General features: G+C 57.1%; 7 protein-coding genes and 1 pseudogene. 6 read left to right on the top strand and 2 right to left on the bottom strand.

The window, feature by feature from the left end; translation table 11 throughout:
• Positions 1 to 98: 98 nt before the first annotated feature.
• The 4 genes from ROLI_RS20670 to ROLI_RS20655 all read left to right on the top strand — a co-directional run bounded on the left by ROLI_RS20670 (position 99) and on the right by ROLI_RS20655 (position 4,624).
• Complete coding sequence (locus ROLI_RS20670) at positions 99 to 2,771, top strand: molybdopterin-dependent oxidoreductase (protein WP_187431923.1); 2,673 nt, start codon at positions 99 to 101, stop codon at positions 2,769 to 2,771.
• A gap of 78 nt (positions 2,772 to 2,849) precedes the next feature.
• Positions 2,850 to 3,005, top strand: coding sequence for a hypothetical protein (locus ROLI_RS20665; protein WP_262386672.1), 156 nt, complete (start codon positions 2,850 to 2,852; stop codon positions 3,003 to 3,005).
• Between the two features lie 15 nt (positions 3,006 to 3,020).
• Entirely contained in the window at positions 3,021 to 4,100 is a 1,080-nt protein-coding gene (gene glp / locus ROLI_RS20660) for a gephyrin-like molybdotransferase Glp (RefSeq protein WP_316247500.1), read from the top strand.
• 8 nt (positions 4,101 to 4,108) lie between these two features.
• Entirely contained in the window at positions 4,109 to 4,624 is a 516-nt protein-coding gene (locus tag ROLI_RS20655) for a DUF2478 domain-containing protein (protein ID WP_187431924.1), read from the top strand.
• Positions 4,625 to 4,977: 353 nt separating this feature from the next.
• Here ROLI_RS20655 and ROLI_RS20650 read toward each other — a convergent pair whose 3' ends face one another.
• Complete coding sequence (locus ROLI_RS20650; RefSeq protein WP_187429514.1) at positions 4,978 to 7,974, bottom strand: calcium-binding protein; 2,997 nt, start codon at positions 7,972 to 7,974, stop codon at positions 4,978 to 4,980.
• A 747-nt stretch (positions 7,975 to 8,721) separates the two neighbouring features.
• Positions 8,722 to 9,864, bottom strand: a complete 1,143-nt coding sequence (locus ROLI_RS20645; RefSeq protein WP_187429513.1) for a replication initiation protein — start codon at positions 9,862 to 9,864, stop codon at positions 8,722 to 8,724.
• 478 nt (positions 9,865 to 10,342) lie between these two features.
• On the opposite strand from ROLI_RS20645, the pseudogene ROLI_RS20640 reads away from it, so the two are divergent.
• Both ROLI_RS20640 and ROLI_RS20635 read left to right on the top strand, forming a co-directional pair.
• A pseudogene (locus ROLI_RS20640) lies at positions 10,343 to 11,713 on the top strand (AAA family ATPase); the annotation flags it as partial.
• Complete coding sequence (locus ROLI_RS20635; RefSeq protein WP_316247431.1) at positions 11,714 to 12,811, top strand: ParB N-terminal domain-containing protein; 1,098 nt, start codon at positions 11,714 to 11,716, stop codon at positions 12,809 to 12,811.
• The last annotated feature ends 97 nt before the right edge of the window (positions 12,812 to 12,908 follow it).

Genomic DNA, 12,908 nt, shown 5'->3' with positions numbered 1-12,908 from the left:
CTTTACATCTTCGAACAACCCTCCTTGTTTTTGATCAAGGCCTGCCGCGCGGGCCTCATTTAATGTTGTGTCCAGATAGTCAGCCATAGGAGATCAGCATGTCATTCACTCAACCAACACGTCGCATGTTTTTGCAAGGTGGTGCAGCTGCATTCAGCGCAACCAGCCTGATGGGCACAACCGCCCTTGCCGCCCTTGATCCCAACTCTTTCAAGGACCGCGTTTTTCACGCAACGCATTATGGGCCGTTCCAAGCGGTCGTGCGCGACGGTAAGCTTGTCGGCGTCAATCATATCATGGATATTGATGCCCGCCCTACCGAAATGCTCACCCGTGGTGTGTTGGACCGCACCTACGACAAGTCCCGCATCAACTATCCGATGATCCGCAAATCCTATCTTGATGGCTGGGAAACAGGTGACATCAAACCCGAATTGCGGGGCAAGGAAGAATACGTCAAGGTTGATTGGGACACCGCATGGAGCCTGACCGCCAAGGCGTTGCTGGATACAGCCACAAATCACGGAAATGAAGCGATCTTCAGTTCGTCCTATGGTGGCTGGTCCAATGCCGGCACTTTCCGTCCGAACGTCCTTCAGGGCCGGCTGCTCAACCTTATGGGCGGCTGCACCATTACCTCTGGGGATTGGTCCGCCGGTGCAAGCCAGGTGACGCTGCCGCATATCATTGGGGATATGGAAGTCTATTCCACACAATCCGCATGGGAAACCATCCGCGACAACACCGAAGTGTTCGTGCTGGTCGGTTGTGATCCGATCAAGAACAACCGCGTCGAATATCGCGTCGCGGATCATGGCATGTATGCGCATTGGGAATCCATCCGCGATGCAGGGGTGAAATTCATCTCGATCAACCCCCAGAAAACCGCATCCGATGAATATCTTGATGCTGAATGGGTCAAAATCGTTCCCAATACCGACGTTGCGCTGTTCTGCGCCATGGCCAACCACGTTCTGGCCAAAGGTCTCGAAGACCGCGCCTATATGGACAAATACACCACCGGGGCCGAGAAATGGATTGCCTATCTTCAGGGTGAAACCGACGGTGTTGAAAAGACCCCGGAATGGGCGTCTGAGATCACCGGCATCGCCCCAGAGGAAATCCGCGACCTCGCAGAGCTGCTGGCCACCTCCCGCACGGAGATTGCCGGTGCCTGGGCGCTGCAACGTGCCCAGCACGGCGAAATGACCCATTGGGCGATCATCAACTTTGCAGCCCTGACCGGTAAGATTGGCAAACCCGGCCAAGGCGTTGGGTTCAGCTGGCATTATGGGAACGGCGGCATGCCCGCCTCTGGCAAATCCAACCCTGCCGGTATGTCGCAAGGGCGGAACTTTGTTAAAACCATCTGTCCGGCCAGCCGGATTACCGACATGCTGGAAAATCCCGGCAAGGAGGTTTTCTACAACGGCAATACCCACACCTATCCGGACGTGAAGGTCGTCTTTAACGCGGGCAACAACTTCATGAGCCACCAGCAGGATACCAACCGGCTGATCAAGGCGCTGGAAAAAGTCGAAACCGTGGTCAGTGTCGATGTCTGGTGGACAGCGGCGACCCGTTGGGCCGATATCGTTCTACCCGCGGCATCCACGCTGGAACAGGACGATATATCATCGGGTGGGACCTACTCCAACGATAAGGTCTATGCGATGAAAAAGGCGATCGAACCCGTGGGTGACAGCCTGCCGGACTTCGAGATCTTTGAGGGGTTGGCCGATAAGCTGGACCTGTGGACGCAGTTCACCGAAGGCGAAGACAAGATGTATCACATCAAGCTGGCCTATGAAAAATCCAGCGCGTCAAAGCACACCCCTTTCGAGGCGTTCTGGGAAAAGGGTTTTGCACGTCAGGAAGTGCCTGACGAGGCCCGCAAGTGGACACGCCACAGCGCATTCTTCAACGATCCCGAAGGCAGCCCGCTGCATACCACGTCCGGCAAGATCGAGATGTTCTGTGACGATTTCGCCAAGCTGGAAATTGACGACTGTCCGGGTATGCCGATGTGGCTGGAAAAGCATGAATACCTCGGCAATGCCAAAGAGGGTCAGTTGCACGTCGTATCGCCCCACCCATGGTTCCGCCTGCACAGCCAGATGGACCAGTCTGAAAATCTGCGCAACCTTTACAAGGTTCAGGGGCGCGAGCCGGTTCGGATCAACACACAGGATGCTGCGGATCGTAACATCGAAGATGGTGATCTGGTTGAACTTTACAACGACCGGGGCACAGTGATTGCCGGTGCGGTTGTCAGCGATGACATCATGCCGGGTGTTGTTTCGATCTACGAGGGGGCCTGGCCGTCGCTGGACAGCAAAGGCCGCTGCAACTCGGGCCTGGTGAATTTCCTGACCTCCACACAACGCTCCTCGGGCGTGGCACAGGCGACCACTGCCAACACCACACTCTGCTCGATGCGCAAATGCGAGGACCCTGAAGGTCCGAACATGGCCTATGACAAGCCACCGATCCTGGAAGACTACGCGTTTGCGGAAATCGATGAGGACAAGCTGGGGTTCGGTCGTCTCTATGAGCTGACCGAAAGTCTTTATGCCGATATGGAACCGGGCGAAAAGATTTTCTTTGAGCGCTGTACTGTCTGCCACGCGCCGCGCGAAGTGACCCACTTTACGCAGCAGCAATGGAAAGGCATCGCGCCTTCGATGTTCCCGCGTGCTGGTCTTGAGGAAGATGAGGCTGCCTTGGTTATGGACTATCTCATGAAGAACGCCTCTGACGCTCTAAGATAGGCGTAAATACCTGAGGTACAGGGGGCCGGAACATCCGGCCTCCTGATCAGACTTCCCCTGTTTTCAAGGAGGCGGCAGATGTTTATTGCGCCTGTTTCAGGGGGGTGTGGCTGTGACAGCCATTTGCCCACCGCCGATATGATGAGCCTCGAGCAGGCCCGGAACCGCGCTTTGGCATCGGTCACGCCGATCCGGAAAACGCGCCCCGTCTCATTGAATGACGCGCTTGGCTAAACCACTGCGCTCCCTATATACGCGCCCGAAGCGATGCCCTTTTTCGACAATGCGGCGCTGGATAGTTTTGCGCTGCGCTGCGCCGACCTTGAGGGGGGTGGCTGTTTGCCAATTGCAGGCACCGTCGCGGCAGGCGATGGCCCGCGTGCCTTGCCGGTCGGCACTGCGCTGCGCATTTTCACAGGCGCACCGATACCTGCGGGCGCTGACGCGGTCGTCATGATTGAGGCCTGCGTCGATAAAATCCAAAAAATACATTTTGAGCGTATTCCTTGCCAAGGCGATAACATTCGCCGTACGGGCAGTGACCAGGCCGCCGGTCGGCTGTTGATCGCTGCGGGTACGCATATTGCAGCCCATCATATCGGCCTCGTGGCCGCCAATGGCGTGACACAGGTTGACGTTATCCGCCGCCCCCGCGTTGCGGTGTTTTCCACTGGAGATGAGCTCTGCGCGGACCCTCGTGCGCCGCACCAAATCCCCGACGCCAACCGCCCCATGCTGCTGGCATTGGCACGCCAAGCGGGCGCAGAGGTCACCGATCTGGGTATCCTGCCCGATGATACTCGTGCCACTGCCGCAGCGCTGAACGCGCTTGGCACGCGCTATGATCTGATCTTGTCTTCCGGTGCGATTTCGCTGGGCGGTAAGGATCATATCCGCGATGCACTTGTCGCCGCTGGTGGCACCGTCGAGGGGTGGCGCGTTGCGTTGAAACCTGGAAAGCCGGTGATGTTTGGCACGCTGGGCGCGGCCGCTTTTACCGGCCTTCCGGGCAATCCCTTTGCTGTGCATGTGGGGTTCCATATGTTTGTATTGCCACAAATCACGCGCATGCTGGGCGTTGACCTGGCCCCCGTTGCCCCGGTCGCGGGTTTCAGCTGGACCCGCAAGGCGGGTCGGGCCGAGGTCTTTCCCGTTCACCTTGCCGGTCATGATGACACCGGCCTGCCGGTACTACAGCGCCTGGGCCAGAGCGTATCAGCTACGCTTTTACCGCTGAGCCATGCCGACGGGCTGGCGATTGTTCCCGCCGAAATCGACCAAATCAAACCCGGCGCATCCCTTCTTTGGCGCCCCTTTTGCCACACATGAGACATAGAATGAGCCTCTCTCCCCTTGCAGCCATCCGTTTTGATCAAGACGATATCGACACCTTTCTGGATGGTATTGCCAAGGTGCTGACTGCGCGCGGCCTGAAACTGCGCGGGGCGATGCAAACCCGCGGTGCTATGGGTGGTGAATGTCATTGTGCCGATATGGATCTGAGCACGTTCGGCTCGGGCCGCACCTTCCGTATTTCGCAACCTCTAGGCACGGGATCACGCGGTTGCCGTTTGCATCCTGGTGCGCTTGCTGAATGCTCTGCCTTTATCGAGCAGGAACTCCGACAGGGTGCCGACCTGCTGATCCTCAACCGGTTCGGGCGCGGGGAAAGCGAAGGGCGCGGGTTTCGCGATCTGATGGTGCAGGCCATCGCGCTGGATGTACCTGTGCGACCGACCTATGTTCAGGCATGGTCAGCCTTCAGTGCCGGTGCTGGTTGTGAACTGCCGATGGATCAAGATGCCATCCTGAACTGGTTCCGAGCCGTTCAGCGGGCGCGGCATGCGGCATGAACCGATTGCACCGTTCTCCCAAATCGCGCGCAGGCAAAAATTGCGCTAACGCGACCTGACACCACGCCCGGCGGATAAACCGAACTCTCTTATAAAGAGCGAAAGATGAGACAAATCGCGCGGATTTCAGCCGCTGTTCTTGGCGTTACCTCTTGGGTTACAAAGCCCGGCAGGCGCGCCGCGATGACGACCCCCCCCCGTTGGAACCTTTGCGTGCAGGCCGGGTAACGCGCTTGCAGGTTTTTGCGAAACCGCGATGAAAAAACCCGCCCCGATGTAATCGGGGCGGGTTTGTTTTGTGAGAGCCCGCGCGGCGCGTTCGCAACCGCGCGGGACAGAATTTTCCGGACGCCTCAGGCAAAAAAGTCGCTGGCCGTGTAATCAAAGGCCGTGGTGCCTGCACCGTCATTGATGCGCACCTCAAGATCGATGATGGCGTCGTTGTTGACGTTGGCATAAAGCCGCGTCTGACCGCCAAACTCCTGCACCCAAAGCGCACCGGCACCAAAACCGAGGCCCACAGCGCTTGAGACAGCCCCCAGGAAGGTGAAGGCCTGATTGCCCGCAATCCCCGTGTTGGCATCGATGCTCGAGACGTCGATGATATCGCCGCCAAAGCCGCCAGCACCGTCGAACCCGGCGATGGTATCCGCCGATCCGAAAGCCGATTCAGCCACCGAATTGAAGTCGAAGGTGTCAAACCCGCTGCCGCCATTCAGCGTATCCACGCCCAGGCCCCCAACCAGCGTATCGCCCTGGTTGCCGCCAAACAACACGTCATTGCCCGAGCCGCCGTCCAGCAAATCGAACCCGTCACCGCCGAACAGCTGGTCGTTGCCCGATTGACCAAAGAGGTCGTCGTCCTGGGTCTGGCCATTCAACAGGTCATTGCCGGTGCCGCCGAACATCGTATCCTCATTCGAGCCGCCGAACATCCGGTCGTTGCCGGACTCGCCGTTCATGAAGTCGTTGCCGCCGCCGCCGTTCATGTCGTCATCGCCCGCACCGCCCAGAAGCGTGTCGCTGCCGGTCTCGCCGAAGAGCTCATCATTGCCGTCCTCGCCGTCGATGAAATCCGACCCGCCGCTGCCAAAGAGCCGGTCGTTGCCCGTCCCACCGCGCACGGTATCATTGCCCTCGCCGCCAAAGGCCGTGTCATTGCCGCCCCCCGCGTTGATGGTGTCGCTGCCGTCGGCCGCACCGATGGTATCATCGCCCAGACCGCCGGAAATATTGTCGTTACCGGCCTCGCCAAAGAGCTGATCGTTGCCGTCACCCCCCGAGATGACGTCGTTGCCGTCCTGGCCAAAGACCAGATCCGCCCCGTCACCGCCGGAGATATTGTCGTTGCCCTCGCCGCCGTTCAGCGTGTCATCACCCAGACCGCCCTCGATCGTGTCATTGCCGCGGAATGCAAGGATGCGGTCGTTACCGCCGCCGCCGATCATGATGTTATCGACCTCGAACCCGAAGAGCTGGTCATTGCCGTTGCCCGCGGTGATGTTCTCGAAGTTGGTAAAGAGCTCACCCGCAAAATTGGTCAAACCCGTCGCAAGATCAACAACATAGCTCCCGTTGAACAAAGTCGTGTTCAGCGTGTCAATGCCAGTCCCACCGTCAAGTGTTTCAGGCAAACCGAGACCGGCGAAAATGAGGTCATTGCCCCCCTGGCCAAATATCGTGTCAGTGCCCGAGGACGTGGCAGTATCATTACCGCTGCCGAGGAAAATCGTGTCATTACCCGAGCTTGCGTTGACCGTATCATTGCCCGCGCCGGTATTGATCGTATCGTTGCCGGCTCCCGCACTGATCGTGTCGTCACCCGTACCCGTGATGATGATGTTGGCACCCGAGGTGCCCACCACGGTGTTATTGCCGTTCCCCATCGTGATGTTTTCGAAATTGATGAAGGATTCCGGCGCGAAGTTGGTCACACCCGTCACCATGTTCACCGAGTAGGTCCCGTTGAAGAGTGTGGTGTTCAGCGTGTCGATCCCTGTGCCACCATCGAGCGTTTCGTTGGCCGTGTTGCTTGCAAAGATCGTGTCATTGCCGCCACCGCCGAAATATTCACCTCCGCCGCTCGAGGCATTGATGATGTCGTTACCGCCCTGACCAAACACGGTCTTGGACCCGGAACCCGCCAGAACGGTCGACCCGCCCAAACCGGTGGTGATTACGTCGGAATCAAGCACATGCACGCGCGCGCCGTCATAATCATCGGGGTCGATGACCGATGGGCGCGGATCCCAGACCGAGGCCATGATCTCGCCACCCTGCTCCTGCCAGGCGAACAAAATACGCCCGTCACCTGTGGTGCTGATGTCGATATTGGTGGTGCCAACGTTTTCGACCGTAAAGGTGAAACCATCCGTTGTGCCATCCGCATTGAAGCGTCGCGCAAACAGATTGCCGGTGGTGTCATCGTCCCAGGCGACGACAAAATCGCCGTCTTGCAGTGCGGTGACAACAGGTTCGTTCTGAATGTTGATGCCGGTGGCGACGTTGGTCACGCTTTGCTGTGTACCCGTATTGTTGAAGGTTCTGGCAACAATATCACTGTTCAAAACATAGACAGCCACGAACCCACCGCCTTCCAGCGATGCTGCATTCAGATCGCTGCCCTCAGCTGCAAGTGCACGGGCACCGCCAATCGCGGTGCCGGTCTGATCCCGGATCGTGAATTCCAGGCTGGTCGTACCACTGTCATCCTCTTCATAGACGGTGACGAAATTGCCGTTGCTCAATACAACCACATCGCCCAACCGATCGAAGTCATTGCTGTTCTGTGCCGCGCCGAACTCCGCACCAATCGTGCCTGCCTGATCGATAATCCGTGCGCTGATGTCGGTGTCGGTACCCACGTCGTCATCATAGGCGATAAAAATATCGTCGTTGCCCGCGATCAGGTTGGCGGCAATCTGCGGGTTGCGCAGGAAATCCGCCGCAACGTTTTCTGTCGCGATGCTGCGGGAATCCACCAGATCCCCGTCAAAATCATAACGCTCGTACCGGATGTCAGTCTGGTTCACGTTCGCAATATCATCATCCAGATAGGCCATCGCAAAGCCGTCATGCGTCGCAACCAGATCGAAATCTCTTTCGTCGTCTGGGGTGTAAACCTGATTCAGCTGGAAGGAATTGCGGACGACATTTCCTTCTGCGTCAAATATCTTGGCAATGATATCGGTCCCGGCCGTCGTACCGATTGTGCCGGCTGTTGCTTCGGTCCATGCCACAACGAAATAGCCGTTGTTCAAGCCGATGATTTTGGGATCTGACTGGGAACTGGTTGCTGCGGAACCGGTGTTCACTTGAAATTCGTTCAGCCACTCTGTTGGCGTCGCCATGATAATACTCCTTATTAAATAAAAAAACGTAACTAATGACGACAGTGTGATCCATTTGTGTTGAACCAGTCAACAATGTCGTTAACCAATTGTTAAGAATCCGCGTGTTTCAGCCGATGGATCTTGGTCGAGGCGATTTTGAGGGGGCTTATAATTGCGCCCTAAATCGGCTCGAAATCCGCCGAAACTCTCTCACAAATGGATGTCGATAATTTATTGTTATCATTATCACTTACTAACAATATGATGGACGAATGGTCGCTGGTTCTGGCAGGCGCTGCGACGCCGGAACAGGGACGAAAATCGGACCCATCCGATGACCTCCTTCGAAGGCGGCCGCGCCCGTACAGCCGGTGTCAGGCGACCTCACTAAATCACGTCAATAGGTAGATTTACGCAGAATATTGGTCGGTAGAATCATTCAAAACCCCGATACCAAACCGAACACCGCTCCACGGCTGCCCTGAAACCTGCGCCTTCGGGCGCGTGGAACCGGCGAAAACACCCAACCGTCTTGCGCTGAGGTCAAGATCGCCAACAAGTGATTGTCCTTTTGCAAAATCATGCGGCGATCCGAAGGCCACGCCTGTTGATCATGGTAAGCTTAAACGACGCGACGCTTTGGGTGGCATTTTTTTCCAAAACCGCCCCGCCTTGGGGGTTCGACCCGTGTCCGATCCTGGGAAGCCCTGGATCGACCCGAAGACCCCGCTACAACCCCTCAAAGGCGCCGGGGTAAATCTCCTCTCAGAAGGCGACAATCTCCTTGGCGTTCAGTGTCGACATCCAGCCTTGGCGCTCAAAATTAAGCCGCGTATGCGCCGCCGTGATGCTGTTGAGAAAGAAGCGCTTGTCGGCGTCACGTTGCGTGGGCGTGCGCGCAGCGGCCAAGGCCTGCACCCGTCCCAGACGTGCCGCCCGCGCGCTCACCGGCACAGGTGCCGCACGCGCCTCGGCAACCCCACCGAAATCATCACGCAACGCCGCCGCAATATAGCGCGCAGGGCTTTTCACATCCGCTTGCAAGGCGACGTAATCCAGCTTGCCCGCGATCAGATCTTCGCCATGTTCCGTCATCCATTGGCACGCCAGCCGATCGCTGACCCCCATCGCGCGCAGCCCGTCATAGACCGGTGCGCGCCGCTGCCCCGCCCCATCTTCCAGATCGAGAATCGCCAGTTGCGGGTTCGGCTTGATCGCAAAATGAATATCCGTGATCGCCCTGCCCCGCTTACGCGTCTCCGGCGTGATCACGATGTTGCTGGTGCGGTTCACCTCCGCCACCGCGGGTTTGATGATTTTGGCGTTCAGGTGTTTGTAGGTTTCATAATAGCTGCTGTCATCCACCCCCATCAGCCGGCGAAAAGTTTCCAGCGGCCACCACCCGGTGTTGCCCGTGCGGTGAAATCGATAGCAGTTTTCATAAAGCGCAAGCGCGTGACCGGAGGTAAAACGGCGCTGGATATTGAGGTTGATCAACGCAAAGACCTTCGGGTCGGCAGGCTTTTCCGCCAAGGCCGGGGAATAGGCATATTCGCAGGCACCCGCCTTGAGTTTTGCATAGCTGAGCAGGCTGGAAACGCCCCATTCCTGCTGGCCCCTGGAATCCAGCATATCCCATTCCGCGACGGTTTCCGCCAACCCGCGCAGCGACTGTTTCAGGGTTTCAAAGTCTTTAGAGTTATAGCCGACCATGAGGCAGAGCGTGCGCGCACCCATCTGAAACGAGCGTGCCTGCGTCAGCGTGTCATACGCATTCAACAGCAGCACGTTGCTGAGCTTGCGTTGCAGCAAGGTCAGTTTGCCCGAGACATGAATCGCCGCAACATGTTTTTTGACGGCCCCCCGACGCAGGGACCCTGTCAGTTTTTCTCGGGGGATGTCATCCATTGCTCTGAGCCTCTCGCGGTGAACCTCTAGGGGCTCTTGATGGTACCTTAGCTCTAAGGGTACCCGCACTAAATCAAAAAATAGGTATCTGTAGGTCTTGTAGCGCGTCTGTAAGAAAGCAGGAGTGGTGAGCATAAAGGCACCCATTTACGGGACAATCGGATATTTGGAATGAAGAAAGGTGTCCCTAATGGGCGCTTTAGGGTCTATTTACCGCGAATTGGTACCCTTTGACCCGGATTTGGGTGCTAGAGGCCCTGTAAACTGGTGCCCTTCATCCCGTACGAATGTACCCGAGATCGGGTAATTATTTGATATACCGTCTCTTTTCAGGGTTAAAGCTCTTAAAGAATAGAAAAATACTATACAGACCCGGTGTTGTTTACCATAATTCAGGCTCATAATGATTCCATTCCCACCCTTCGTGTGTGGTAGTTCATTCGATGCATCATAAAAACACTTACATCGGCAAGACTCTATGACATCCAACGATAAACCACCCCTTCCCCCTTATATGGGTATTGACCCGGCTAAGGCTGCCGAACGTTTGGGCGAGCCCATTCACACCGCGCGATTCGCAAAAGCCGCGGCTTTTGCTGCGAGAGGCAGAGAAGAACTGGCCAAGGGGGGGCCATGCGCCTGATGGCAAGAAACGGCTTCGCAAGTTCTCGACCTGGGAGATCTGGCGATATCTTATTCCCGTTGCGCCCGCTCATTTTCGCCGTGTGTTGAAAGCACAACCCAAGTTGCCGCAGGGCGTGGGGGAAGGCAATTCAAAGTGGTTTTCACTCGATGAGATCATCGCTTTGCGGAAGCATTTCGCAACAGAGGGGGCGGCCCATCGCGAATACAGCCTCTACCGCCCGCAAGATCTTGATGCAAAGGTCGTGGCTGTGGCGAATTTTAAAGGCGGTGTCGGTAAGACGTCAACCTGCGCGCATCTCGCGATGTCGGCGGCCTTGGATGGATACCGTGTTTTGGTGATAGATCTGGACAGCCAGGGATCCTTGACGCGCATTATGGGGGGCAGGTTGAGGATGAATGGGAGACATCTTTTCCGATCCTTGCGCGTGATTTTGCAAAGCATCTTACTGCAGAAAACAAGGTTCGAACGGCACGGGGCGATCCCGAGATAGCGCTTGATGAGACATTGGCAGAGGCACTTGAGGTTTCGCCGCGAAACCTCATTCAAGGGACGCACTGGCCGAATATCGACCTTATCGGGGCGCAGTTGAACCTCTATTGGGCTGAGTTTCAGGTCCCTGTTTGGCGTATGCAGAGCAAGACGTGGCCCCTGTGGGATGCTCTCACGAGTGGTTTCGCGGATGATAGGATTTTGGATGACTACGACATCATTTTTTTCGATACACCCCCTGCCCTTGGCTACCTCACGATTAATGCTCTGGCAGCGGCCGACATTCTAATTGTGCCGTTGGGTGCGTCCTTTTTGGAGTTCGATTCGACGGGTCGATTTTTCGATATGCTTTACTCGACTTTTGCCAGTATCGAGGAGGGCGAGAACAGTCAGCGGCGCAAGCTCGGGCTGGAGGATGTTAAGTTTGTATGGGATGCCGTGCGTACTGTCGTTACCCGTTTCGATGCGGCCCAGCAAACGGATCTTGCTAACGTGATCCAGGCATATTTTGGCGATCTGATGACGATCTTTCGGCAGGACGTCACGGCCATGGTCGGGCAGGCTGGTGAGCAGGTCAACGGGATTTATGAAGCCGACTATCGGGACTTCAACCGGGACACCTATGTGCGGGGACGGGAGACCTTTGACCGGACCTGGGCGGAGGTCAAGGAATTGATCGTGGGTGCCTGGTGGCGCGATGAGCAGGAGGCAAAAATGGCAAAGCGTAGAAAGATTTCAGCCCCCAGTGCGGATGATTTGACCCGCATCGAAGAGGAGTTTCGCCGCGAAACCCTTAACGCATCAAACCCAGCGTTAACGCCAATTTCACAGGTGTTTGCTGAGGCGGCGCAAAGCCAACCGGTCGTGGACGCAGATACCCGGACTCAACAGGCCAGTGCGCAGACGGCGGCGGCGGCATATGAAGCGGCTAATGGGCAGGGGCGGTTGATCGAAAATATCGCGCTGGATGACATTCTGGCGGATGCGATGGTGCGCGACAGGACCGTGATCGACCCTGGAGAGATGTCTGAGCTCAAGGCCTCGATCGCAGCACATGGCCTGCGCCTGCCCATTGAGGTTTTCCGTCAGACGGATGCCGATCAGCCGTTCGGGCTGATCTCCGGCTATCGTCGTCTTTGGGCGGTGCGTGAACTCCATGGGCTCACGGGCGATGAGAAATACAAAACCATCAAGGCGCTGGTGCGCGACCCGGACGCGCTTGGGGGTAGTTTTGCGGCGATGGTGGAGGAGAACGAAGTCCGCGCCAGCCTGTCGCATTACGAGCGCGGACGTATCGCGGTGGTGGCCGCGCAGCAGGGCGCATTTGTCAGTACGGAGGAGGCGGTTTCGGGCCTGTTCAGCGTGGCGAGCAAGGCCAAGCGCTCCAAGATCAGATCCTTCTCGCTGATCTTTGAGGAGTTGGGCGACATGCTGGAATTCCCCGAAAACCTCAAAGAGCGCGACGGCCTGCGCCTGTCTACGGCGCTGCGCAACGGGGCGGAAACGCAATTGCGCGACGCGCTGGCCAAGGTGCAGCCGGGCAGTGCGGAATCGGAATGGGCCTGCTTGCTGCCGGTGGTGGAACGTTTCGAGATCAATGCTACCACTGAAAACCGCGGCGGGCGGCCTAAGAAGAAGGCGGCGGAGATCGGATGGGCCGCGCAAGACACGCTGCATCTGTCAAGCGGGGTGACGCTGCAATATGGCAATGACGGGCAGGGCTATGTCATCCGACTTCGAGGCAAGGGGGTGGATAGCGCGCTGGTGGAGCGGGCGATGGAACATCTGCGCTATCTGTTTGAGAAGGAATAATATGTTTTGGATCTAAAAAATTATAATATAATCAATGGGTTAACCTGACGGGTGAGTGGTAGGAGTCGCGTAACTCACATCGGCCGGATTCTCATCC

The organism is Roseobacter fucihabitans (genome assembly GCF_014337925.2).
GTDB classification, from domain to species: domain Bacteria; phylum Pseudomonadota; class Alphaproteobacteria; order Rhodobacterales; family Rhodobacteraceae; genus Roseobacter; species Roseobacter fucihabitans.
The sequence above is the reverse complement of the archived record's forward strand: the minus strand, read 5'-3'. Positions and strand labels throughout refer to the sequence as shown.

Excerpts from the sequence above, each read along its gene's own strand:
- ROLI_RS20645 (WP_187429513.1), bottom strand. The coding sequence starts at position 9,864 with ATGGATGACATCCCCCGAGAAAAACTGACAGGGTCCCTGCGTCGGGGG.
- ROLI_RS20635 (WP_316247431.1), top strand. The coding sequence starts at position 11,714 with ATGGCAAAGCGTAGAAAGATTTCAGCCCCCAGTGCGGATGATTTGACC.
- ROLI_RS20665 (WP_262386672.1), top strand. The coding sequence starts at position 2,850 with ATGTTTATTGCGCCTGTTTCAGGGGGGTGTGGCTGTGACAGCCATTTG.
- ROLI_RS20670 (WP_187431923.1), top strand. The coding sequence starts at position 99 with ATGTCATTCACTCAACCAACACGTCGCATGTTTTTGCAAGGTGGTGCA.
- ROLI_RS20650 (WP_187429514.1), bottom strand. The coding sequence starts at position 7,974 with ATGGCGACGCCAACAGAGTGGCTGAACGAATTTCAAGTGAACACCGGT.
- ROLI_RS20655 (WP_187431924.1), top strand. The coding sequence starts at position 4,109 with ATGAGCCTCTCTCCCCTTGCAGCCATCCGTTTTGATCAAGACGATATC.